This is a genomic window from Flavobacterium sp., assembly GCF_044339515.1.
In the GTDB taxonomy this organism is placed as follows: domain Bacteria; phylum Bacteroidota; class Bacteroidia; order Flavobacteriales; family Flavobacteriaceae; genus Flavobacterium.
This window is the reverse complement of the sequence record NZ_JBIIVK010000018.1, coordinates 25075-49454: the sequence shown is the minus strand read 5'-3', so window position 1 is coordinate 49454 and position 24380 is coordinate 25075. Positions and strand designations below refer to the sequence as shown.

At 33.7% G+C, this 24380-nt stretch carries 20 protein-coding genes; 6 read left to right on the top strand and 14 right to left on the bottom strand.

Annotated elements, in window-relative coordinates; genetic code table 11:
• Positions 1-38: 38 nt before the first annotated feature.
• The 8 genes from ACIQ0M_RS06905 to xrtF all read right to left on the bottom strand — a co-directional run bounded on the left by ACIQ0M_RS06905 (position 39) and on the right by xrtF (position 6876).
• Positions 39-422 (bottom strand): hypothetical protein, encoded by a 384-nt coding sequence (locus tag ACIQ0M_RS06905; RefSeq protein ID WP_396151078.1) that lies wholly within the window; start codon positions 420-422, stop codon positions 39-41.
• A gap of 95 nt (positions 423-517) precedes the next feature.
• Positions 518-862, bottom strand: coding sequence for a heavy-metal-associated domain-containing protein (locus tag ACIQ0M_RS06900; protein WP_396151076.1), 345 nt, complete (start codon positions 860-862; stop codon positions 518-520).
• Positions 863-898: 36 nt separating this feature from the next.
• Entirely contained in the window at positions 899-3133 is a 2235-nt protein-coding gene (locus ACIQ0M_RS06895; RefSeq protein WP_396151074.1) for a TonB-dependent receptor domain-containing protein, read from the bottom strand.
• Positions 3134-3196: 63 nt separating this feature from the next.
• Entirely contained in the window at positions 3197-3613 is a 417-nt protein-coding gene (locus ACIQ0M_RS06890) for an HYC_CC_PP family protein (RefSeq protein ID WP_396151072.1), read from the bottom strand.
• 54 nt (positions 3614-3667) lie between these two features.
• A complete protein-coding gene (locus ACIQ0M_RS06885) occupies positions 3668-5023 on the bottom strand; it encodes an MBL fold metallo-hydrolase RNA specificity domain-containing protein (protein ID WP_396151070.1) in 1356 nt (451 codons plus the stop codon).
• Between the two features lie 4 nt (positions 5024-5027).
• Complete coding sequence (locus tag ACIQ0M_RS06880; protein WP_396151068.1) at positions 5028-5861, bottom strand: restriction endonuclease; 834 nt, start codon at positions 5859-5861, stop codon at positions 5028-5030.
• Between the two features lie 39 nt (positions 5862-5900).
• Positions 5901-6344, bottom strand: a complete 444-nt coding sequence (locus ACIQ0M_RS06875) for an exosortase F system-associated membrane protein (RefSeq protein ID WP_396151066.1) — start codon at positions 6342-6344, stop codon at positions 5901-5903.
• The gene (gene xrtF / locus ACIQ0M_RS06870) at positions 6322-6876 is read right to left on the bottom strand and encodes an exosortase family protein XrtF (RefSeq protein ID WP_396151063.1); all 555 of its coding nucleotides are present in this window, start codon (positions 6874-6876) and stop codon (positions 6322-6324) included. The genes ACIQ0M_RS06875 and xrtF overlap by 23 nt, the downstream gene beginning before the upstream one ends.
• Positions 6877-6947: 71 nt before the next feature.
• Here xrtF and ACIQ0M_RS06865 point away from each other — a divergent pair, with 71 nt between their 5' ends.
• The 6 genes from ACIQ0M_RS06865 to rpe all read left to right on the top strand — a co-directional run bounded on the left by ACIQ0M_RS06865 (position 6948) and on the right by rpe (position 14514).
• The gene (locus ACIQ0M_RS06865; RefSeq protein WP_396151061.1) at positions 6948-7403 is read left to right on the top strand and encodes a GAF domain-containing protein; all 456 of its coding nucleotides are present in this window, start codon (positions 6948-6950) and stop codon (positions 7401-7403) included.
• A 92-nt stretch (positions 7404-7495) separates the two neighbouring features.
• Complete coding sequence (gene rpsO, locus ACIQ0M_RS06860) at positions 7496-7765, top strand: 30S ribosomal protein S15 (RefSeq protein ID WP_026711936.1); 270 nt, start codon at positions 7496-7498, stop codon at positions 7763-7765.
• A 142-nt stretch (positions 7766-7907) separates the two neighbouring features.
• On the top strand, positions 7908-10070 hold the full coding sequence (locus ACIQ0M_RS06855) for a polyribonucleotide nucleotidyltransferase (protein WP_396151059.1): 2163 nt from the start codon (positions 7908-7910) through the stop codon (positions 10068-10070).
• Positions 10071-10208: 138 nt separating this feature from the next.
• Positions 10209-12626, top strand: a complete 2418-nt coding sequence (locus tag ACIQ0M_RS06850; RefSeq protein ID WP_396151057.1) for a TonB-dependent receptor domain-containing protein — start codon at positions 10209-10211, stop codon at positions 12624-12626.
• A gap of 77 nt (positions 12627-12703) precedes the next feature.
• Entirely contained in the window at positions 12704-13567 is an 864-nt protein-coding gene (locus tag ACIQ0M_RS06845) for an RNA polymerase sigma factor RpoD/SigA (protein WP_026711939.1), read from the top strand.
• A 284-nt stretch (positions 13568-13851) separates the two neighbouring features.
• Positions 13852-14514, top strand: a complete 663-nt coding sequence (gene rpe, locus ACIQ0M_RS06840; RefSeq protein ID WP_396151055.1) for a ribulose-phosphate 3-epimerase — start codon at positions 13852-13854, stop codon at positions 14512-14514.
• Here rpe and ACIQ0M_RS06835 read toward each other — a convergent pair.
• The 6 genes from ACIQ0M_RS06835 to ACIQ0M_RS06810 form a co-directional block, all read right to left on the bottom strand.
• On the bottom strand, positions 14511-14930 hold the full coding sequence (locus tag ACIQ0M_RS06835; RefSeq protein ID WP_396151053.1) for a CBS domain-containing protein: 420 nt from the start codon (positions 14928-14930) through the stop codon (positions 14511-14513). The genes rpe and ACIQ0M_RS06835 overlap by 4 nt on opposite strands.
• A 117-nt stretch (positions 14931-15047) precedes the next feature.
• The gene (locus tag ACIQ0M_RS06830; protein WP_396151051.1) at positions 15048-16334 is read right to left on the bottom strand and encodes a phenylacetate--CoA ligase family protein; all 1287 of its coding nucleotides are present in this window, start codon (positions 16332-16334) and stop codon (positions 15048-15050) included.
• Complete coding sequence (locus ACIQ0M_RS06825; protein ID WP_396151049.1) at positions 16331-17995, bottom strand: C45 family autoproteolytic acyltransferase/hydolase; 1665 nt, start codon at positions 17993-17995, stop codon at positions 16331-16333. The genes ACIQ0M_RS06830 and ACIQ0M_RS06825 overlap by 4 nt, the downstream gene beginning before the upstream one ends.
• Entirely contained in the window at positions 17992-19518 is a 1527-nt protein-coding gene (locus tag ACIQ0M_RS06820) for a phytoene desaturase family protein (protein WP_396151095.1), read from the bottom strand. The genes ACIQ0M_RS06825 and ACIQ0M_RS06820 overlap by 4 nt, the downstream gene beginning before the upstream one ends.
• Before the next feature lie 2 nt (positions 19519-19520).
• On the bottom strand, positions 19521-23192 hold the full coding sequence (locus ACIQ0M_RS06815; protein ID WP_396151047.1) for a 1-acyl-sn-glycerol-3-phosphate acyltransferase: 3672 nt from the start codon (positions 23190-23192) through the stop codon (positions 19521-19523).
• 7 nt (positions 23193-23199) lie between these two features.
• Positions 23200-24372 carry a DUF2062 domain-containing protein gene (locus tag ACIQ0M_RS06810; RefSeq protein ID WP_396151046.1) on the bottom strand — a complete coding sequence of 391 codons (1173 nt, stop codon included), beginning with the start codon at positions 24370-24372 and terminating at the stop codon, positions 23200-23202.
• Positions 24373-24380 lie beyond the last annotated feature (8 nt).

The window sequence follows — 24380 nt, the reverse complement described above, 5'->3', positions numbered from 1 at the left end:
TTCAATAAAAAATTGAAATCTTAAAAACTAATAATGTATTAAGACAAATGGATTTTCCAATTGCAGTATAAATCGTAAAGGTGTAATTTTCTTCCTTGTACTCCCTCTAAAAATTGCTTGAAAGATGGATTATCAGTAGAAAAAAAAGTAAATACTACCGACTTTGAAAAGATATAATCGAATTGAACTTCATCAATTTCAGATTCTACTGTTTCAACCTCGCTAATCGCATTGAAAATTGTTGCTTGTTGCTGATGAAGGTCGGACTGATCTTTAGAAGATTGTGTAAGGTGAACAACTTCAGGAGAAGATAAATCTGAAGCCAATAATCCTCTGACTGATCCTGAATAAAAAACAATAAATGCTAACAGGAAAGAAAAAAATCCTATTTGCTTCTCTAAAACTGACTTTATTGTTTTCACATTATTTACCTAAAACGATGTAAAATTAAATTAAATTTTGAATCAAAACCAATTTTATAAAAAAAGTTCCGATAACGATATCGGAACTATTAAATTTATTGCTTTCTTTCAAACTTACAACATCCGTGCAAATCATTGTAAGCTTCATCTGATGCTTTAACTTTCTCCGTATCATGACCCACTTTTGCCACTGCTTCGTGAACTTGATCAATCGTACATTTATTTTCATCTAAAATTAAATGCAAATCTTGATGATCAATATGCCAAACGGCTGATTTTACTCCTTTTACAGACAAGGCAGCTTTTTCAATACGCTTTTTGCACATATCACAATTACCATTCACTTCGATGTCATATTTTGCATTTTTGTTTTTCTTTTCTTGTGCTTGAACTGAAATTCCAATTAAGGAAATCATTAGTATAAAAATTAATTTTTTCATTTTTGAAATTGTTATTGAAATTGTTATTGATTTTTGTTACTGAATTTTAAAACGCAATCCCGTATAAAACATTGCTCCAAAAACCGGAGCATAGACCATTGAACTATCAAAATACGCACCAAAAGGATCATTACTTCCTAAAATCGCATTGTCCTGTTGATAATTACCTAAGTTTTCTGCACCTAAATAAATCTCAAATGTTTTAGAAAAAGTTTTAGTTACTTGAGCATTCATCACCGAAAACGGATTGGTATACTCCTGCAAACGATATTCTTCAGGATTCGACTGTGTTCTTGGCAAACGTTGTTTTCCTAACCAATTATAAGTGAAATCTAATTTCCATTGTTGACCTTTTTCCATCACGTGAGTTTCATAAGCAATGTTGGTAAAAAATCGGTGTTTGGCTTGCAAAGGTCTTTCAACCAAACCAATCGTATATTCTGTTTGAACATCATAATATTTGTAAGCTGTTCTCACATTAAAATGATGTGAAATTTCATAACTCAAATCCACTTGTAAACTATTGGCAAATGATTTTCCGTCAAGATTGTAAAACAAAACTTGTTGCGGACTATTATCTACATCAACAATGGCTTGATTTTGAAAATCGGTTCGGTAAAAATCAACTGAAAATTCGGCTTCTTTTCCAAAAACTTTAAATCCTTGTAAAAAACTAAAACCGTAATTCCATGCAATTTCAGCATCCAAACCATAAATTTCTCCACCTGAATCCAAAATTTGAAATTGACGTGAAGAAGCAAAAAGTTGTTGGTTTTCGGCAAAAATATTGGCACTTCTTTTTCCTCTTCCGGCAGAAATTCTGAAAGTGGTTTTTTCAAAAGGTTTATATCGTAAATGTGCTCTTGGCGTTACAAAAACGCCTAAACGATTGTGGTAGTCAATTCGACCGCCTAAAACATAATTTAAATCATCTCCATTGCAATAGGTATACTCGAAAAAAGTTCCAATAGAATTATCGATTCTACTAAAGTCTAATGTGTTTACATTTTCACTAAAAGAATCATATGTAAAATTTAGTCCGGTAGTAAATTTATGTGAGGTGTTACTTAAAATCGAATTATAAATCAAATTAGAATAAAAACTTCGTTGCGTAATGTCATATTGATTTAAACCAAAATACGAGTTTTGTTTATGGTAATTAAACGCATTTTGAAAACCAAAACTTCGCCACGGAACTTCCGTCGAAACCAGACCTATTTTTGAGGATATATCTAACTTTTCTGTATTGATTTCGGAACCCCAAAAATTGGTTGTTCCCCTATCTCTATCCGGATCAAAATCAACTTGTCCGGTTTGTTTATCATCGTTCATATATCGAAAGTTGATAAAACTCACCCAACCCTTTTCGGCATCGGTATATTGCCAACGGTTTATCATATTAATTTGTTGACCGATTGGATTATCCAAAAAACCATCGTCGTTCATATCGTTTTTTGAAACTCTGGCATTTCCATGAAGGAACAAACTGGTTGCCCATTTATCATTTAATTTTTTATTGAAATGTGTATTTAATTCAAATCGCGAATCGGTAGAACCATACGCATTCAAAAAGAATGGAATATCATCATGTGGTTTGATCATTTCATAATTGATTTGACCCGAAATACTTTCAAATCCATTAACCACAGAACCTGCTCCTTTGGTAATTTGAATACTTTCCACCCAAGTTCCGGGCACAAAGGAAAGTCCGTACGCCTGCGAAGCACCACGAATAGCGGGAATATTTTCTTCTGTCATTAAAATGTATGGACTTGTTAATCCCAACATTCTGATTTGACGACTTCCTGAAACCGCATCTGAAAAATTAACATCAATGGATGGATTGGTTTCAAAACTTTCGGATAAATTACAACAAGCAGCTTTGAGCAATTCCTTACTTGTCATCGTTTGAACGTTGGCTGCTGCCAAATAATTCTTTTGAAGTGATTTTCTAACTTTGGTCAGCGTAACTTCATCCAACGTATTGTCAAATTCTAAATTTTGAGTAATTGATTTTGGTTCAGTAATTGTTAAGGTAACGGTCTTAAAACCTACATAACTAATCACTAAAACCGTATTTTCGGCTGTAAAAGGAATCGAAAAGTTTCCTTTATCATCGGAAACAGCACCAATTTGTGTGTTTTGCCAGTAAATATTTGCTCCGGGAAGAGGCTGATTATTGTCGAAAGTAATTTTCCCTATTACCTTTTCTTGCGAAAAAAGTAAAGCGGAAAACAATAAAAATAATAAAATTATAAGTTGTTTTTTCATTCAAAATGATTTTAAATTAAACGTCATTTTTTTCACAAAAGTGAAATGCAGTTTAATCTAAAATCAAGCGTAAAAAACAAATTGGGAATACAATTGATAGAGTGGCGGAGCATTCGCATCACAATAATAATCAAACAATTGCTCGTTGATTTGTTCTACTCTATTGGTATAAAAAGAAAATTCAACAGTTGGCAACACCGAAACATAATCGAAATCAAAGTGTACTTGTTTTATCACTACATCATCAAAATCCGCTTGAATGGTTTCATCGGAACAACAACCGTCGTGGCTTTCTGAAGAAGCTGAACAACACGATTTTTCTTCTGGATGAACATCCATTACACAAGGTTCTTCCGTGTTAAAAACGGAGGAAACAGAAGCAATCGTATCACCACAATAATGCACATTAAAAGCCAATCCGCTGGAAGAAATCAGCAGATAAAAAGCCATGATTATACTTGTGCACTTTTTGAAATTCATGCTGCAAAGTTACTTTTTTTTGAATACTAACTTCAAAAAAATCTGTTAATTGAATTAAATCTCAACCACTTGACCCAAAAGCGGAACGGTTGCATCAAATCCATACGTATCAAAAATCTTTGTTCGCAAGGTGTCGGCTGCTTCATTTTCACCGTGTACTAAAAATATTTTTTTAGGTTTTTGTTTCAATTCGCTCAACCAATTTAATAAATCTTTTTGGTCACCGTGTGCGGAAAGTCCTTCAACTAAAACGATTTCTGCTTCAACGGGATAATATTTTCCGTAGAGTTTAACTTCTTTGGCCCCTTCTAGTAATTTTCTTCCGCGAGTTCCTTCGGCTTGATAACCCACTAACATTACTGTGTTTTCCGGTTTGTCAATATAGCGTTCCAAGTACGACAAAACTCTTCCACCGGTAATCATTCCACTAGCTGCAATCACCACTTTGGGTCTTTTGTCATAAATGGCATTAATGGTATCTTCATAATCGGAAATCATGGTAAACATGCTACACATTTCTTCACATTCATGCGGATTCAATTTATGCCATTTCGGATTATCGTTAAAAACATCCAAAACTCTAATTCCCATAGGTGTATCAATTATGTAGGACACGTTTGGAATGCGATTTTGTAGACGCAACTGCCAAATCAAATACATCACAGTTTGCACTCGCTCTACTGCAAAACTGGGTATGATAACATTTCCTCCACGACTAATCGTTGTATTGATAATTTTTTCTACTTCAAACAACACATCATTTTGAGGATGAAGACGATTTCCGTAAGTAGATTCTAAAAAGATATAATCGCCCGACTTCGGTTTTTGAGGTGGATGCATGAGTACATCATCATCTTGACCCACATCACCTGAGAAAATAAGTGTTTTCTCTTCGGCATTTAACTCAATGGAACAAGCACCAAGAATATGTGCTGAAGGAAAAAATTTAAAATAACAGTCATCTGTTAATTTAACCTCTAAGTTAGGTTCAATCACTCTAAAAAAGTGCGTTACCCGTTCTGCATCGGCCACGGTATAAAGTGGTTCGGCAGGATTATGTTTGGAAAAATGCTCTTGATTCGCTTTTGACGCTTCTTCTTCTTGAATTTTTGCACTATCGGCGAGAATAAGTTTTGAAATTTGCTTGGTTGGAGCAGTGCAAAATATTTTTCCCTTAAACCCATTTTTTACTAATAACGGCAACCAACCACAATGATCGAGATGGCCATGCGTGAGCAACACAAAATCAATGGTAGAAGGTTCGATTGACAACGGTTGCCGGTTTAACTCCCGTAATGATTTGATTCCTTGAAATAAACCACAATCGATTAAAATGCGGTTTTCATTCAATTCGACAACTGTTTTTGAACCTGTCACTGTTCCTGTTCCTCCTAAAAAATGAATTTTCATAACTTTAATATATTACATTACACAATTGATATGCTTCATTTAGACAATTTTTAATTCGGTTTTTACTCAATCCGATTTTTGAAAGCCATTCCGATCGTTTAATCAAATCTTTTACAGTGATCAGTTCTTGCATCAACAATTTATCTTTTTCAAGTTGTGTTAATGTTGTCAAACAAGTCACAGGATAAATTTGGGCAGCGTCTATTTTGTTTCGTAAACTATTCCCTTTCGGATAATCCCAGCTTAACAAAGACAAATTTGAACAAGTTGCAAATTTTATGGCATCGTCCGTAAATCTATTATTGGTTACAATCCAGCATTGACTTATTTGATAATTGGCATTGAAGACAGAAAAATCTTTTCCTTTTAAATCATTAAATCGGGATAAAATGTAGAGCGGAACTTTCACATCGGATTTGGTGTCTTGGTTTCCATGAAATTTGCATTCAATCATTGAAACCATATTTTCCATTTTGAGCAAAACATCCACTTCATGTGAAATGCATTTTCCGTCTAAAATCAAATTGGTTTGTGTTTGATATCCTTCCAATTCAAATAATTTTGCTATGAACTTTTCAAAATAGAAACCTGCCGGACCAAGAGCCTGAACAGCCGATCTCAAATTATATCGTGCCGCATGTGCATTAGAAAAATTTTTAAGTAATTGAAAAGCGAGTTTGTAAATTTTTTTGGTTGGAATTCCTTCGTATAATTGCTTGTCAATTTCATGCATCACTTGTAAAACAGCATTTTCATCCGCACCTGATTTTCGCAAAGAATGTTGAAGTTTTTCTTTATCGAATAAAACCAATTCGCCTGAAAATTTGGTTACTTTCATAACGCTTAAATTTATACTATAAAGTTACGAAAAAAGGATTTAAGAATGCTTTTTTTGAAAATAAAAAGCCGGGATAAAAAGCACTAAAAATAAAGGTTGAATGATAAATCTTCGAACATAAAAAAGTATGAAATTACTCTTTTCATCTAATAACAAAACGATTCCAAAAAACATCCCTATGAGTATAAAAAACAGAAGCAAATAAAGTAAAAAAGCAAATTTGGTTATCGACACATCTTTGAACAAAAAGTAAATAACCGCAAGAGACAGAGAAGAATTCAAAACATACCGAAACAATAGACTAAAAAAAAGTCCGATTCCTTTAAAATCAGGAAAAGGCAAATTAAGGTAGTCGTTTTTAAAATAGCTCAAAAAGGGATCATAAAACAATTTTTCTTCAAAAAAACGAATGAATGCTAAAGCTAGCACACAAATTGCAATGAAAATAAAATCAATAATTTTAGCCTTTGTTTTGTGTTGCATAAACAGAAAATTTATTTACCCAAATCACCCATAATAAAAACACAACCCCATAAATAAACAGTGGAAAAACAACTCCGTGTAATAAATGTTCTTGTTCAGGATAATGATATAAAGCAATCGCAATTAAAGCAATTCGAATTACATTCAAAACATAAATTAATAGGCTACCAACCAAAATGAATAACACTGTTTTTTTCCAATTTCCTTTAAAAGCAATGACAAAAGAAATAAAAAGAATAATTACACTAATCGCGTTGCAACCTTCTACTACTCTGGCAACTTTTTTGCCTTCTACAAAAAGCATGTTCGAATTTTGTTTGGGATGAGGCTCTAAATGCGAGTTGTAGTTAAAAAGTTCAATCGTTTTTTGTGTTTGAGCACTTACAATTTCGGTAATTGAATCTATTTCTAAGGAAGCTGAATCAAATGAATTTAAGTAAAATTGATACAGCAAGGTTAAAACAATATAACTCAAAAAAAATTTCAGTAAAAATGAAAGAAAAGGTTTGTATTGATTAAGGTATTTTTTCAAAACTGTATTTTTAACAAAAATATGTATTTTTAGGCAGTGTTGATGTTTTACCTTTGTAAAAAATTAATGCTATGAATTTTGATGCCCTAAAACCAAAAGTCGTAGAAGTATTAATTCGATTTGATATTTCTCGAGATGAAAAGTTACAGCTACTTTGCCAACTTTTACATGATAATGTAGATTACTACAATTGGGTTGGATATTATTTTGCCAACCACGATGCACAAACCCTTCATTTAGGACCTTATGTTGGTGCAGAAACCGATCATACGGTCATTCCGTTTGGAAAAGGAATTTGCGGACAAGTAGCAGTTTCTAACAAAAACTTTGTAGTGCCCGATGTTTCTGCTCAGGACAATTATATTGCCTGTAGTTTTACCGTAAAGTCCGAAATTGTGGTGCCGCTTTTTGTAAATGGGAAAAACATTGGTCAAATCGATATCGACAGTCATGTGCTGGATCCATTTACCAAAAAAGATGAAAAATTTCTGGAATTTGTAAACGAAGAAGTTGCAAAGTTGTTTTAGAAAAACTTGTCCATTAAAAAAATAAAATTACCTTTGCAACCGAATTAGGAAACACCTATTTCATACATAATAATCATTTAAATAATATTGGAATGTATTTAACTAAAGAAACAAAAGCTGAAATCTTCGCTAAACACGGAGGAAAAGCTGAAAACACAGGTTCTGCTGAGGGACAAATTGCATTGTTCACTTTCAGAATTTCTCACTTAACGGAGCACTTGAAAAAAAATCGTCATGATTACAACACCGAACGTTCGTTAGTGTTATTGGTAGGTAAAAGAAGAAGTCTTCTTGACTACTTAAAGAAAAAAGATATCAACAGATATCGTGAGATTATCAAAGAATTGAATATTAGAAAATAATCAATAGGAAAGAGGTGCGAAAGTGCCTCTTTTTGTTTTATATATTTTGAAGAAAAAAGTTTGGTTTTTCATTGGGTTACACAACAACTACACACAACAACACAACGAAACCTAATATTAATACCAAATTAAGGATTTATTTATGATTCCAAATGTAACAAGAGAGGTTATCGATTTAGGAGATGGACGTACCATTTCAATCGAAACCGGAAAATTAGCGAAACAAGCAGACGGTTCTGTGGTAGTTCGCTTAGGAGATTGTATGTTGTTAGCAACTGCCGTTTCTGCCAGAACTTCTAATCCAGGAGTTGATTTTTTACCATTAACCGTTGATTATCGCGAAAAATTTGCCGCTGCGGGAAGATTTCCAGGTGGTTTTTTCAAAAGAGAGGCTCGTCCAAGCGACAGTGAAGTATTAACCATGCGATTAGTTGACCGTGTATTACGTCCATTATTTCCGGATGATTATCACGCAGAAACACAAGTGATGATTCAATTAATGAGTCATGACGAAAATGTAATGCCTGATGCTCTTGCCGGTTTGGCTGCTTCTGCTGCGTTAGCGGTTTCCGATATTCCTTTTTATAATTTAATTTCTGAAGTTCGAGTGGCTCGAGTGGATGGAAAATTTGTCATCAACCCTAGCAGAACTCAACTGGAACAATCAGACATCGATATGATGATTGGTGCTTCAATGGATTCTGTTGCGATGGTGGAAGGTGAAATGAAAGAAATTTCAGAAAAAGAGATGGTAGAAGCCATTAAATTTGCTCACGAAGCCATTAAAGTTCAAATTCAAGCTCAATTGCGTTTGCAAGAAGCATTTGGCAAAAAAGAAATTAGAACTTACGAAGGCGAAGTGGAAGATGAAGCAGTTTATGCCAAAATAAAAGCAGCAGCGTATGACAAATGTTATGCCATTGCTCAAGAAGCTTCAGGAAAAAGCGAAAGAGGTGAAAAATTTGCCGCTGTTAAAGAAGAATGTAAAGCATTATATACCGAAGAAGAATACGCTGAAAATGCAGATTTAACCGGTTTAGTTGGAAAATATTTCTACAAAACCAATAAAGAAGCTGTTCGTAATGTAATCCTTGAAAAAGGAATTCGATTAGACGGAAGAAAAACAACCGAAATCAGACCTATTTGGTGTGAAATCGATTATTTGCCATCCGTTCACGGTTCATCTTTATTTACGCGTGGTGAAACACAAGCATTGGCTACAGTAACGTTAGGAACATCAAGAGAAGCAAATCAAATTGATTCTCCATCAGAGCAAGGAGAAGAAAAATTCTACTTACACTATAACTTCCCTCCTTTCTCAACAGGTGAAGCAAAACCATTAAGAGGAACTTCAAGAAGAGAAGTGGGTCACGGAAACTTGGCTCAACGTGCTTTAAAAAATATGATTCCTGCTGATTGTCCTTACACAATTAGAGTTGTTTCCGAAGTTTTAGAATCTAACGGTTCTTCTTCTATGGCAACCGTTTGTGCCGGAACAATGGCGTTAATGGATGCCGGAGTTCAAATGGTAAAACCTGTTTCAGGGATTGCGATGGGATTGATTACAGACGGTCAAAAATTTGCAGTTCTTTCAGACATTTTAGGTGACGAAGATCATTTAGGCGATATGGACTTTAAAGTTACCGGAACAGCTGACGGAATCACCGCTTGTCAAATGGATATCAAAATTGACGGTTTACGCTATGATATTATGGAACAAGCCTTAGATCAAGCGAGAGAAGGTCGTCTACACATTTTGAGCAAATTAACAGAAACCATTTCTACTCCAAGACCAGACGTTAAAAAACACGCTCCAAAAATCATCATGCGAACCATTCCAGGTGCTTTCATAGGTGCTTTGATTGGTCCTGGCGGAAAAGTAATTCAAGAATTACAAAAAGCTACCGGAACAACAATTGTAATTAATGAAGTAGATGAACAAGGTGTTGTAGAAATTTTAGGAACAGACCCTGATGGAATTGCAGCTGTTTTAGCTAAAATTGATTCGATTATTTTTAAACCTGAAATGGGTGAAGCTTACGAAGTAAAAGTAATTAAAATGCTTGATTTTGGTGCAGTAGTAGAGTATACGCAAGCTCCCGGAAATGAAGTGTTGTTACACGTTTCTGAATTAGCTTGGGAAAGAACCGAAAATGTTTCGGATGTGGTTAAAATGGGCGATGTTTTTCAAGTAAAATACTTGGGTATAGATCCGAAAACCAGAAAAGAGAAAGTATCCAGAAAAGCTCTTTTACCAAGACCTCCAAGATCAGAGGAAAATAAAATTACTCCGAAGAAAGATTAATTTTAATCAACTTATACATCAACCCGATTCAAAAAATGAATCGGGTTTTTTTATGCTTATTTTTGTAATTTAACTACTACATTTATGAATATATTAACAATTATTATATATTTGCATTAATAAGCCGCAAAAATATTTATGATATCCTTAATAAAAAGAATAATACACCTTCTTCCTATATTATGTTTAACAACTGTTTTAGGGCAAGAGTTTTCTATTACCGGAAAAATCATTGACGAAAATAAGCAAGGAATCGAAGGAACAGAAATTGTTTTATTGAGTGAAGGAAATATTGTTAATTCAGCGATAACAGATATAGAGGGAAAATTTTCGATGAAAAATAAGCCCGGTGTTTATTCACTTCGTTTTTATTTTGTAGGAACCGTTATTTACCAAACTGATTTTAACCTCGACAAAGATATCCATTTAGGCACACTTGAATCATTTGACAACTCCACCCAACTGCGTGAAGTAGAAGTTACATCGAAAAAAAGAGTCATTGAAAATCAAGTTGACAGAACCGTTTTTAATGTTGAAAACAGTATTCGCTCCACCGGCACTGATGGTTTTGAGCTTTTAAAAGCGACGCCCGGAGTTTTTGTATCCGGAAATCAAATTGGTATTGTTGGAAAAAGTTCGGTTAATGTAATGATTGATGATAAAATTGTGAATTTATCCGGAAATGAATTAATCAACTATTTACGCGGTATTAGTTCAGAAAACATTAAAAACATTGAAGTGATTACAACTCCTCCCGCAAAATATGACGCACAAGGAAACAGTGGTTTAATCAATATCAAGTTAAAAAAAGCTCCCGAAGATTCTTGGGCTATCAATCTTCGTAACTATTATATGCAAACTTCCTATCCTTCCTATTTGGGTGGAGTTAGTTTTACGTTTAACAAAAATAAATTAAGTCTTTTTACCGATTACATTCGACAGACAGGTCATGATAAATACTGGGAAAATCTTTCCAATGGATTTGAAACAGAAAATTGGGAAGGTAGAACAAATCGTAAAGACACACGCGACATTAATCGCTTAGCTTTTTCTTTAGATTATAAAATCTCAGAAAAAGCAAGCATTGGAACTAAGTATATAGGGTTACTTGATAACCCTGATACAAAAGACAGAAATAATACAACTGTTCGAGACAATGCCAGCAATGCTGTTACTTCAATATTTTTAACAAATGGTTCTAATAAAAATGATAGTTCAAACCATACTCTAAATGTTTACTATATCCAACAACTCGATACATTAGGCAAAAAAATAGCCGTTGATTTTGATTATTTTAAGTATATTGATGATCAAAACAGAACTTTTAATACCAGTGAATTTTCGCCAGAAAATGTTCAAATTGGCCAAAGTTTTATTGCTAATAATACCAGTTTGCAGGATATTTTAAACTACAGTGGAAAAATTGATGTTGAATTACCCTCCAAATGGGCAACTTATGGTTTTGGTGGAAAATTAAGCTTTGTAGAAAACAAGAGCAATATTGCTTTTTTTAATCTTTCAAGCGGAACACCCGTTTTAGACATCAATCAAACCAATGATTTTGATTATGCTGAAAACACACAATCCGTTTATGCTAATTTTAAAAAATCACTCGGAAAAAAATGGCAAACACAAATTGGGTTACGTTATGAAAATACAATTGTGGAGGGAACAACTACCTCGCTGGATGTAACGCAAAATCAAACCAATAATTTTAGCTATGACCAAATTTTTCCAACGATATATCTGACATACACGCACAACGAAAATCATAATTTTTCCGTCAATTACAGTAAGCGAATTGGAAGACCAATTTTTTGGCATTTAAATCCGTTCAAAGTATATATCAATTCATTTACCTTTGCAGAAGGAAATCCATTTCTACAGCCTTCTTTTACTGATAATTACGAAATAAATTACAACTTAAAGGAAAATTTAAGCTTCAAAATATATTATTCAAATACAATAGATGGTAGTACTCAACTTCCCATTGTTCAAACAAATGGTGACGAGACTATTTTACGCTATTTTAGAGATAATTATGTTGATAGAAGCCAATTTGGTGGTACTATTAGCTACTATTTTGATAAATTTTCTTGGTGGGAGAGTTCCAACACAATTAATGGCTACAATAATGTAACTACATTCATTAAAGATGTTCCCACAGAGGCACGAAACGGTTTTCAATATCATTTTTTCACCTATAATTCATTTACTTTGAATAAAAGTAAATCGCTAAAAGCGGAGGTAAATTTTGAATTTCACAGTGCAAGGAGAGAATTTTATTATTCTGCAACTCAATACAATAAACTCGATCTTGGTCTTCGTTATTCTATTAAAGATAAGGGACTTAACTTCATTTTATTAGCATCGGATGTTTTTAGAAGCTACCAGGCTGATTTTACAAGTGTTGTAAACAATGTAAGTCAGCTCAACAATAACTACTATGATGAAAGAAAAATTTTAGTAGGAGTTACATATAAATTCGGAAATAAAAAACTAACGGCTAATCAACGCGAATCAGGAAATGAAGAAGTTCAAGAACGTTTAAAATAATTTTTTTTTAAAATTTTGTAACTTTTAATTATCTCTTTACGTATAACTACTTGAAACTATTATTCAAGTAGAAATAAATGAGACAGCTTAAAATCACCAAGCAGGTTACTAATCGTGAAACTGCTTCCTTAGACAAATACCTACAAGAGATTGGAAAGGTTGATTTAATTACAGCCGATGAAGAGGTAGAATTAGCTCAACGCATCAAAGCCGGCGACCAACGTGCATTGGAAAAGTTAACCAAAGCCAATTTGCGTTTCGTGGTATCTGTTGCTAAACAATATCAAAACCAAGGACTTACACTTCCCGATTTAATTAACGAAGGAAATTTAGGACTTATAAAAGCCGCACAACGTTTTGATGAAACCCGTGGATTCAAATTCATTTCGTATGCCGTTTGGTGGATTCGTCAATCGATTCTTCAAGCGTTAGCAGAACAATCGCGTATTGTTCGTTTACCGTTGAACAAAATTGGTTCAATTAACAAAATCAACAAAATGTATGCGTTGTTAGAGCAATCTAATGAGCGTGCTCCTTCTGCAGAAGAAATTGCTAAAGAGTTAGACATGACGGTGAATGACGTTAAGGAAAGCATGAAAAATTCCGGTCGTCACTTGTCCATGGATGCTCCTTTAGTAGAAGGTGAAGATTCAAACCTATATGACGTATTACGTTCTGGTGAGTCACCAAATCCAGATAGAGAATTAATTCACGAATCACTTCGTACAGAAATCGAACGTTCGTTAGAAACCTTAACGCCAAGAGAAGCAGACGTAGTGCGATTGTACTTTGGTTTAGGCGATCAGCACCCAATGACCTTAGAAGAAATCGGAGAAACCTTTGATTTAACTCGCGAACGTGTTCGTCAAATTAAAGAAAAAGCCATCCGAAGACTAAAACATACCTCAAGAAGTAAAATATTAAAAACTTATTTAGGATAATTTTTTTCTATAGTAATTACCTTTGATTTTTAAAAGTAATTCGTATTTTGCGAGTCTAAAATTGATACGCAAACACTAAAAATAGTAAAATTACAAACAGTTAAAACTGTTCGTTTTTTGATTGATGATTGAAACTCCGGCTGATTACCGGAGTTTTGCTTTTTTATATTGTTAACGAAACTTTTAAACTTTTAAACTTTTAAACTTTTAAACTTTTAAACTTTTAAACTTTTAAACTTTTAAACTTTTAAACTAAAATCTATCTTTGCACAAACAACAACACAATGAAAAAAACCTTAATTGCTCCATCTGTCTTAGCTGCGGATTTTGCTAACCTACAACGCGATATTGAAATGATAAATGCCAGCGAAGCCGATTGGTTTCATATTGATGTCATGGATGGTCATTTTGTTCCCAATATTTCGTATGGAATGCCGGTTATCCAAGCCATAAAAAAACATGCTACAAAACCTTTGGATGTTCATTTAATGATTGAGAAGCCGGAGCGATATATAGAAACTTTTGCGGAAGTTGGAGCAGATATAATAACGGTTCATTACGAGTCTACCGTTCACTTACATAGAACTTTAAGACAAATTAAAGCAACCGGTTGTAAGGCTGGAGTTGTGCTTAATTTAACCACGCCTGTTTCTGTATTAGAAGATATTTTACCGGAATGCTACATGGTTTTAATCATGTCAATCAATCCCGGATTCGGCGGTCAAAAATTTGAAGACATTACCTATCAAAAAGTGAAAAAACTGAGAAAGATGATAGACGAGCAAGGTTTAGATACGTTAATCGAGATTGATGGCGGAGTTACTTCAAAAAATGCAAAACAGTTGGTAGAAGCCGGAGCAAATGTTTTGGTTGCCGGAAGTTATATATTTGGAGCAGAAAATCCGACACAAACGATATCGGATTTAAAAAAGTTGTTGGATAATTAATACTGTTTCAACAAATATTTAATAATATCAGTAGTTGTAACAATACCAACCAACAAATCTCCTTCCACAACAGGAAGTGCGTGAAACTCTCTGGAAGATAAAATTTCTGCTACTTCTTTGATGGTGGTTTCCGGAGAAACGGTGACGAGTTTTTTGGCCATAACTTGTTCAACGGTAAACATATTGTAAACTGTCACATCTACGACTTCATCTTCTTCATCAACGGCGTCAACAAAAGAAATACGCAACAAATCGGTGTAACTTAACATTCCTATAATTTTATTGCTGTTTACCACCGGAATATGCCGAATATGGTGCTTTTTAAACAGCATTTCAGCTTTAGTTAAATCATCTGTTACATTAAGTTTGATAACATTTTTTGTCATAATGGTCGAAACCGGAACCTGCTTTTTCATCTTATTCTGCTTTAAATCAAAACAAATTTCAGCATTTCTCAAAAGCTATCAAATGACGAATATCATAGTTTGATTGATTCTATTTTCGTATTTTTTTCAAACTCAAAATAAAATTTACTATCTTCTATCAATTAGGGTAATCGGCTTTCTACTTTCAGGAGTAAAAATAATTGACAATAACTCTTCTTTTTTCACTACTTCGAGTTTTGGCGTAACTCTAAGTTTTGCCTTAAAATGATTTTTCACTTCATGAATAAACGGTTCAGAATTGTTTTTGGTGACAACTTTTATTAAAATTTCATCCGTTCCCAAGTCATTAGTAAAGATTTCAATCACATGATTTTCAATTTCTTCAAAAGACGACAACAAATCGTGCATCGCCGGCGGATATAATGTGGTTCCTTTGTATTTAATCATGTGTTGCTTTCTACCAACCACCGGACCTAAACGCAACGAATTTCTTCCGCACGGGCAAGCATCAGTATGTAATTGAACAATATCTCCTGTTTTGAATCGCAACAGCGGCATCGCTTCAATTCCCAATGTAGTAATGGCCAATTCCCCTACTTCTCCTTGATTTACGGGTTTATTTTCATTGTCCAATACTTCCACGATAATTAATTCCGGATGGTGATGACCGCCTTGAAAATTTTCGCATTCAGTGAAAGCGGTACTCATTTCTGTAGAAGCATACGAAGAAAACAACTGAATAGGCCATTTTTGCGTTATTTTATCGGAAAGTAATATTGAATTGAAATGCTGATCACGGAGTGCTTCCCCGATACAAATCACCCCTTTTACACTTGATGATTTATAGTCGATTTGATGACTTTCGGCGTATTCTATTAATTTCAACAAAAAAGACGGCACGGAAATTAAATAAGTCGGTTTATATTTTAAAATTGAATCCCATTGCAATTCCGGTATTCCGGAACCAACACGAATAACGCCTGCTCCTAGTTTTCGCAGACCTAAAAAATAAGCCAATCCGGCCATAAATCGGCGATCCATCGTAGTCATCAATTGCACCACATCACCTTTTTGAATTCCGGCACATTGAAAAGAAATGGCTTCATTATAGGCTAATCTTTCTAAATCATTGTCGGTTAAACCGATGGTTACCGGACTTCCTAATGTCCCGGAGGTGGTAACATAGTCAATAATTTTATCACGGGTAACACAAAAGAAATCGTCATTGAATTCCTGTAAATGTGTTTTAGTTGTAACCGGAATTTGTTGTAAATCTTCCAAGGTTTTAATCGAATTGATATCAATTGAATGATGCGAAAACAATCGTTTATAAAACGGTGAATTTTGATTCAAATAGGCCAATAATTCCTTGAGCTTTTCACTCTGAAATGCATAAATTTCCTTAATCGAAGCCTTTTCTATCGCTGGAATCATCCTAATTTTCTATTTATTTTCTTTAAGTAATCTTCAATTTTTTCTCTATCAGGAACGGTTGTAATTTCTTTTTCGAGAGCTTTTTTAAATTCAACCTCAGCTGCTTTGAACCATCCTCTTTGATAATAATATTCACCAATTCTTGCATAAACCAACCAAAAATCAGCGTTAAGACTTTGGTATTCTCTAGCAAAGCCTGTTTCCAAAGTTAACTTTTCTTTTAAAACCTTTTCTAATTTTCGGTCTAAAATTCTGAACTTTTCATAATCGACATATTCTTTCGTTTCCAAAAATTTATCCTTGGCAATATTCTCTGAAACTTTAGCTGAAATGGTAAAATCTCCTTTCGTTTTAGTAAAAACTTCTTTCAAATCATACGCTACAAATTCGCCCAATTGATATGGATTGGAAGAAACCCAAACCATCAATTGTTCCGGTTTAAAAATCACGGCATGATGAGCTCTCAGTTGATTGAGCGATTTTTCATTACCAAAACCAATGTTTTGCTCGGAATGACCTTCTTTATTTCTCAAAATTTCTGCCATTTTTTTCGGATTCATTTTATCCTTTTCTTCCAACAACTCATTCATTCTATCAAAACGGTATTGCGAATGACTTTCTTTAATATGATTAACATTTCGCTCGTCAGATTGATAAGCTTCACTTTGAAAATGATTGGAGCAAACCAATTGAGAGGAATTTTGAACTTCGTACACATCAAAATTATCAGGAGCAATTTCTATCAAAACTGCTTTTTTGTCTTTGGAACTTCCTACCATAATTGACTCAGAAACAAAAACTTCTCTTTTTTTTGCAATTGCAATGGCTTCCTCTATTGTGGATGCATATTGCAAAATTTCCCTCGTAACAATCGAAATTGGTGTTTTGGCTACGAGTGGAATATCGGATTTTCCGGCATTAATTGTGACAGTTAAGCCTTCCGTATTCATTCCCGACAGTACGCCAATCATTCCGCCCCAAGTTACACTCATATACGGAATTCCTTTATTCGGTTTAACAAATAAAATGATTTTATCTTTGGCAAAATCGTCTCCGGCATAAAAATCGAAATTTCTTCCGATTAGCAGCGAACCATCTTCCGATTTATCGCCCCAAACCGCCATGGATGAGCAACCGACTAATGCCAAATCCTGCAAGGCGTGACCAATATCGTGTGCTCCGTGAAGGTAAAGACTTCTGAGGTATTTGGGTGCAATGGAATTAAAATCATCGGATGCATATTCTGAAATACCGTAGATTTCTGTTTTAAATTCTTCCGGAATATGTAGATATAGTTTTCGATTATACCATTTTAAAAATTGTCGTAATACTTTTTGTTTGAATTTCGACGGAACCATTTCCTGTATTTTTGAAAAAAAAATACGTTCTTGTTTTAAAAATAAATCTTCGGATAATCCACCTATTAATAAGCCTCTTTGCCATTCATTTCCGGATACATGAAGCTCCCAAAGTTGTTGTTTGTTTTTGATTATAAAATTTTCACCGGATACAAAAAGTGAATCATTTCGTTTTTCGATGAATGGTTTCTCAAAATTAATCGAAGTGATTTGTGGCTTATCTTGTAGCGACTTAGAAATTCCACAAGAAAAAAATGTGACCCCAATTAAAAGATAAAGAATTATTTTGAATACAACTTTCATTCCTTCACTTTGAGTTCACTGTTGATTTTATTGACCAAATATTCTTTGCCTACAATTTCCGAACAAGTGACAACTGCTCCAATGGTTACACCCAAAACCCCATGCATACTGATACTTTGTCCGGTTAAAAACAAATTCTCGATTTTTGTTTTAGGCGAAATAAAGGTTTTCATCGGATTATTCGAATCTTTCACATAACCATATAAATTCCCGTTGTGCCCACCGATGTAATCCCTGTATGACAATGGTGTAGAAGCATGAACCGATTTGATACATTCGCGAATATTCGGGATTTTCTTTTCAATTTCTTGAAGAAAAATTTCAATTTTATCATTTTTGAACTTTTCGTATTCTTCTCCTCTTTCTTCTTTATTGGCAACCGTGTTTTTAGTGTTTTCCCACTGTTGAACTTCATCAAAACGCATGTAAGTAATTGCTGTAATACTTTCTGCCCACACTTGATTTTCCTCTGAAACATTCATTGAAATCATATAACATTCCGGCCAAGATTCTTGAGTATATTCGGCAGCTTTCCATACTCGCGAAGCATCTTTCACATGGTAATTATTATAATTTCGATAGGGTAAACTTTCCGATTTTAACACAATATAAATACTAAACGGAGCAATAATAACCTCTAAACTTTGTATTCTGTCATAATACGGCTTTCTGAATTTATCTTTGCCGATTAAATTTAAAGTAGTTTTAGGCTCGATGTTGGAAATAAAGATATCTCCAAAATATTCATTCCCATTTTTTGTTTTGGCCGAAAGTAATTTCCCGTTTTCATAGGTAAAATCGATTACTTCACTGTGCTTATACGTTTCTCCTCCAAACTTTTTTAATTGTTTAATAAGTTCTTTGGTAATTTGACTTCCGCCGTTTAAACATCGCCAAGAACTTTGAATGTAGGAATTCACCGAAAGTGCGTGCACATAAAATGGTGTTCTGTAATCGTCTCCGGCATATAGGAAATTGGAACCCGCCAAAACTGCTTTTAATTTTTCGTTTGGTGTCAATTCATCCAATAAAGCTTTTGCATTTATGGAAAGCACTTCATTTTGATACCCTCCATCATTTTTAAGGTTATAAAGCGGAAACGAATCGCAGGCATAAATTAATTTATTACAATATTCTCTGATTACTTTTTCTTCGTCGGGGAAATATTTTACTAATTGTTGAACAAAATTTTCATAGCCCTGTGCGTGCGGATATTGATTCGGATCCCCTTCAAAAGTGATAACATCATAAGCATCTTCATCCATTTTCTTTAATCGTAGATGATCAATGATACCAATGTATGAGAAATAACTATGTAAATTTTGACCCTCAGATAATCCTCCGATATAATGAATACCGGTATCAAAAATGGTTTTGTCTCGAACAAACGTTTGCAGATTTCCGCCAAATTGGTTGTTTTTTTCTAAAACGCAGACACTTTTTCCTTCTTTAGCCAAAATAATGGCTGAGACCAAACCACCAAGTCCGCTACCGACGATTACAACATCATATTTTTTTTTCAGATTCACGGTTTTATCAAAACGATTTTAGTTGGTTCTTCTTTTACAATACTGAAACCGGCATTTAGAATGACTTCTTTCAATTCAAAATGATTCAGCAAAATGATTTTACTAGCCTTTGAAATATAATCTATTATACCTGATTCCTCTATTTTGGCTGAAATTAGCAAAATATCAAAATTATCAATCTCTGTCAATTCATCACGATAACAAATATCACGTTTTCTAACTAAATAATTGGTTTTTGCAACACTTCTTTTTTCCTCATCAATACAATAACTTTGTATTTTTCTTCTGGCCTGTTGCAAGGTAAGTAAAACATCTAACTGTCCAAAATCATCTCCAAAATGAAGTACTTTTGCAGAAGGAGTTATATCTTCATTTACGTTGAAATAAATTGTCTTATTCGTTTCAAAATCTGTTTTTACAGCCTCAATAACCTCCGTTTCTTTGTATAAAAAGCTCAAAAGAAGTTTGTTTTTAAAGTAATTTTCGTCTTCTCTTTCTATCCTGATTTTTGCAAATTCTTGTCTGAAAAGCTTATTAATTGATTTGGTTCTTTCGGCGTAAGAATTTCCAAAAGAACTATCTAATGCTTCTATTCGTTTTCCAATGACTAAAGTAATATTTTCATCATAAATAATGTGATCGCCTTTGGGAAGTGATTCAGAATTTCCGTGAATATAAATTGGTAGAATATCCAAATTAAACTGCTCTGCCAAATAGAATGCACCTTTATGGAAGCGTTTAATCTCGTTATCTTCTGAACGAGTACCTTCTGGAAAAACCATTAACAAATAACCATGTTCTACTCGTTCTCTCAAATGTTCAACACCGCCCTCTAAACCTTGCGAAACAGGATAATATCCTGCTAATCTTACAACTCCACCAAAAACAGGTGATTTATACACCCAATCATTAACCAAATAAATCACTCGATGTGTTACCATACCGGTAGCTAAGGTGTCTAAAAAAGAAGTATGGTTAGCAATTACGATTGCCGGTTTATCAAATTTTTCATTGTGTAGATTAACGATTTCTTTTTTCACAAACGGATTGGAGTACAACACAGATTTCATGAACTTGGAGATAATTTTCCTAAACCAGCTGGTTCTGGTTTTGGCATTAACAGGCAAAAGAAATAAAATTATCCTTCCAAAAAAGGAAAAAACAAAACCTCCCATTCCATAATATATGAACGACAAAGTAGAATGTACTAACAAACGAAGTGAAATAGGAGATTTCCCTTTTTTAGGTCGATTTACAATGCAAATGTTGAATAGAATTGGGTAAAAAACAAAAGTGATAATCAGAGCCGAAAAAATTCCGATTAAAGAAACGGCTGAAATGGATTTCAGAGCAGGGTGTTTGGCAAAAATTAAAGCTCCAATAGCTAAAATTGTGGTTATTGCTGCCATCAAAATGGAAGCCCTATACGTGGGCAATACATTTTTTCCGTAGGTATATTCTTTCTGCAAAGCACTGGTCATAAAGATGCTGAAATCTACTCCTAAGCCAAAAATCATAGTACAAACAATGGTGCTGAATATATTGAGTTGCAGACCAAACAAATTCATTAGTCCGCCGGTTACTATTCCAGTAATTATGATTGGAATGCCACTTAAAATAACTAATTCGATTCGTTTGAAAAAGAGGAAAAGAATAAGTAAAACCGCAATCAACGAATAATTTATCAGGCTTGTAAAATCGTCTCTTAATTGTCCGAGAAAGGTTTCATTCATGTGTTGACGGTCAATGACAACCAAATTTTCATTTTGTGAAATAGTGTCAATAAATTTCTCCCGTTCATTCAAATTTAATTTTAACAATGAAGAAATAGTATAAAAACTATTTTTTTGAGAAACAAATTCTTTTAAAAAGAAGGCATTTACTTGTTCGTAATCTTGAAATTGAATTGTTGAAAAATCCTTGTCTAACAAGTTATAAAATTGCTGATGAGTTTCTTTTTTAAACCCTACCAATTCTCCGTTTACAATTAAACTATTTTGGAGAAAATCAATCTTTTCCGGTGTCCAAAATGTCTTCCATTTTTCAATTTTTTGCCTTTGATCTTTTTCAGACAAAACCAATCCACCAATGGAACTAAAAGTCAAAATCTCATTTTTCTCTTTTCTTTCAGAAAGATCTTTATAAACAGAATTGGCATGAGCCAAAGCTTCATCAATCGAATTACCATACGAAGTTAAATAAATCGATTTTGAAGTTAAATTGGTTGCCTTTTCTAATTTGCTTTCCGCTAATTTAATCTCATCAGGAACATAATTGAGTTCCGATAAATTATTATTGAAGGTTACATTTTTAAACGTGAAAATGCTCACCACAATAACAATCAGACAGGAAAAAATTAAAAATTTATTTTTATGAAAAGAAAAGTACGCAATGTTATCCAAAACTGTTTTTGGTTTGTCTTCCGTTACCCTTTTTGGTTTGTATAAATGCGGAATAATCAACAAAGAAAAAATAGCCGATATCATGACGCAAATTGCCGCAAAAATTCCTAAATCTTTCAAGGCTTCGGAGTGAACGAAAAGCAAACATAAAAAAGCTATTGCGGTCGTACTGCTGCTCATGAGCAACGGTTTGACAATATCTTTATATAACGTTTCTACATTACTGTTATGTTTGTAATGTGTAAGAATATGCAAAGAATAATCGATAGTGATTCCAAGCAATACCGCACCAACGCTTAATGAAATAGCCGAAATGCTGTCTTTTAAAAAGTATAAAAACGCCATCGCCATTACTACTCCAAAAAGTGTAGGAATAAAGATTATAATTGGCACCAAAATATTACGGTAAAAAAATACCAAAACCAAAACCAAAAGGCTCAACGAGATAAAAACCGTGGTCATTATGTCTTGCTTTATTTGCTTGGCATTAGCCACTGCGATAAAAGAAGATCCGAAATAAGTCAAATCGGTTTTTCCTTTAAATTCCTGATTAAGTTGTTGCTGAATTTCCTCTAACTTTTCAACAAATAATTGACTTTTTTCTGTTTCGGTTCCAGCTAATTTCGGATTGATGAATAGTAATAATTTGGAATTGTCTTTGGTAACTAAGAACCCATCTTTCAATTGAAAATCGTCTCCACTATTGAGTTCTTGTAGTTTTTTTAAACCCATAAAAGAAATTCCAAGCGGATCACTTAAAATAAACTCTTTTGCTATAATTCCGGTTGGAGAAATTAGCGTTTTATAATTTTTTTCAACCTGAAGAGCAATACTATCGTTGTTTAGTTTTTTTTCAATTAATGCATAATCAGATTCATCCAAAAAAAGTGGTAAATTATCGTGAACAAATTCAACGGTTTGCTGAATATTTTCATCATCTACTTTACCTTGAATCTCCTGAATATAGTGATGAAGTGGTGTCGTTTTTTCTATAAATGCTGTTGCTGTTGCAACTAAATCGTCGTCTGAACCATTTTTATCTTTTTCGATAATTACGGTGATTTTATCTGAAAAATTAATCTGCTGAAGTACTTTTGCCGTGACATCCGATTTTTCGCTTTTGGGAATAATCCTGGTGATGTCTTCTTCAAACTGAATTTGAGTGGCAAAAAATCCAAAAAAACACAATAATGCTACGGCTATTGCAATAGCCAAGCGTTTTTTCCGCTCCACAAAGCGATACATTGCAATAAAAAAAGAATGCATTTTACTTTTATTTTTTTGATTTTTTGGATAGCGAAAGTAATAAATAACTTCCAACTCCAAAAGCAATAGCCGAAACTGTTGCTAAGATAAAACTTCCGACAAGATATTGTGTTATATTAGATTTTACAATATCTATGGTGATGGAATGGTCAAATCGAAGCGGTTTCGTGTTTCCCACAAAAAAAGATCCTATTTTTAAAGATCCGAAAATAATGACGGGAATCATTGGAGGAAAGCTAATATTTGAAAAAACAAAAGCCAATGCCTTATTGAGTTTGAATAATACAGCCAATGAAATGGATAAAATGGTTTGAAAACCCCAAAAAGGTGCAATTCCAATGAATACACCTAAAGCGATGGACGAAGATTTATTGAAGTTTGAATCTGAACTGGCTAAAATATCTTCACGTACGAAATCTTTAAACTTTTTTTTTAAAAGTTTTCGAAAAAAGTCTCTTGGTTTGATATAAAAAAGTGTGATAATAACCAAAATCGTATTCAACACGCTAATTCGGCTGAAATCTTGAAACGGACGAAAATGTGAAACCCTTTCATTAGGATCATAAAGAATGTTGATGGGTATATTTTTAACCGGAACACCTTTCCACGCCGTTCTAACAATTACTTCGATTTCAAACTCAAATTTTCGGGTAAAAAATTTCTTTGGGATAGAATTTAACGGATACAACCGATAACCCGATTGAGTATCATCCAATTTAATGCCCGTTTCAAACCAAAACCAAAAATTGGAAAACTTATTGCCAAAACTGCTTTTTTTGGGCACTCCATCTTGGTTCATATTTCGACTTCCGATGAATAAGACATCTCTATTTTCTTCTTGCAAAGCTTCCAAAAAAATCGGAATATCATTTGGGAAATGCTGACCATCAGAATCAATGGTAATTGCATACTTGAATCCCAATTGTTTTGCTTTTTTGAAACCTTTACGCAAAGCAATTCCTTTTCCTTTGTTTTCAGGAAAATGAATTTGTGCTAGTTGAGGATAGTTTTTTAATAGCTCAAATGTTTCATCAGTAGAACCATCGTTGACGATAATGATGTTTTCTGTGTGATTCAGCACACCATCCACAACCCGTTGAAGCGTTTTTTGGTTGTTATAGGTTGGTATGATTACGCATATTTCCTCCCTAATTTTATTGTTGATGATGGTTTCATTCATAAAATTAG

What these genes read in the sequence shown, in the direction of transcription:
- ACIQ0M_RS06825 (WP_396151049.1), bottom strand. Translation starts at nt 17,995, where the DNA reads ATGAAAGTTGTATTCAAAATAATTCTTTATCTTTTAATTGGGGTCACA.
- rpe (WP_396151055.1), top strand. Translation starts at nt 13,852, where the DNA reads ATGAAAAAAACCTTAATTGCTCCATCTGTCTTAGCTGCGGATTTTGCT.
- ACIQ0M_RS06855 (WP_396151059.1), top strand. Translation starts at nt 7,908, where the DNA reads ATGATTCCAAATGTAACAAGAGAGGTTATCGATTTAGGAGATGGACGT.
- ACIQ0M_RS06890 (WP_396151072.1), bottom strand. Translation starts at nt 3,613, where the DNA reads ATGAATTTCAAAAAGTGCACAAGTATAATCATGGCTTTTTATCTGCTG.
- ACIQ0M_RS06810 (WP_396151046.1), bottom strand. Translation starts at nt 24,372, where the DNA reads ATGAATGAAACCATCATCAACAATAAAATTAGGGAGGAAATATGCGTA.
- ACIQ0M_RS06900 (WP_396151076.1), bottom strand. Translation starts at nt 862, where the DNA reads ATGAAAAAATTAATTTTTATACTAATGATTTCCTTAATTGGAATTTCA.
- rpsO (WP_026711936.1), top strand. Translation starts at nt 7,496, where the DNA reads ATGTATTTAACTAAAGAAACAAAAGCTGAAATCTTCGCTAAACACGGA.
- ACIQ0M_RS06815 (WP_396151047.1), bottom strand. Translation starts at nt 23,192, where the DNA reads ATGCATTCTTTTTTTATTGCAATGTATCGCTTTGTGGAGCGGAAAAAA.
- ACIQ0M_RS06835 (WP_396151053.1), bottom strand. Translation starts at nt 14,930, where the DNA reads ATGAAAAAGCAGGTTCCGGTTTCGACCATTATGACAAAAAATGTTATC.
- ACIQ0M_RS06850 (WP_396151057.1), top strand. Translation starts at nt 10,209, where the DNA reads ATGATATCCTTAATAAAAAGAATAATACACCTTCTTCCTATATTATGT.
- ACIQ0M_RS06830 (WP_396151051.1), bottom strand. Translation starts at nt 16,334, where the DNA reads ATGATTCCAGCGATAGAAAAGGCTTCGATTAAGGAAATTTATGCATTT.
- ACIQ0M_RS06865 (WP_396151061.1), top strand. Translation starts at nt 6,948, where the DNA reads ATGAATTTTGATGCCCTAAAACCAAAAGTCGTAGAAGTATTAATTCGA.
- ACIQ0M_RS06885 (WP_396151070.1), bottom strand. Translation starts at nt 5,023, where the DNA reads ATGAAAATTCATTTTTTAGGAGGAACAGGAACAGTGACAGGTTCAAAA.
- ACIQ0M_RS06895 (WP_396151074.1), bottom strand. Translation starts at nt 3,133, where the DNA reads ATGAAAAAACAACTTATAATTTTATTATTTTTATTGTTTTCCGCTTTA.
- ACIQ0M_RS06845 (WP_026711939.1), top strand. Translation starts at nt 12,704, where the DNA reads ATGAGACAGCTTAAAATCACCAAGCAGGTTACTAATCGTGAAACTGCT.
- ACIQ0M_RS06880 (WP_396151068.1), bottom strand. Translation starts at nt 5,861, where the DNA reads ATGAAAGTAACCAAATTTTCAGGCGAATTGGTTTTATTCGATAAAGAA.
- ACIQ0M_RS06875 (WP_396151066.1), bottom strand. Translation starts at nt 6,344, where the DNA reads ATGCAACACAAAACAAAGGCTAAAATTATTGATTTTATTTTCATTGCA.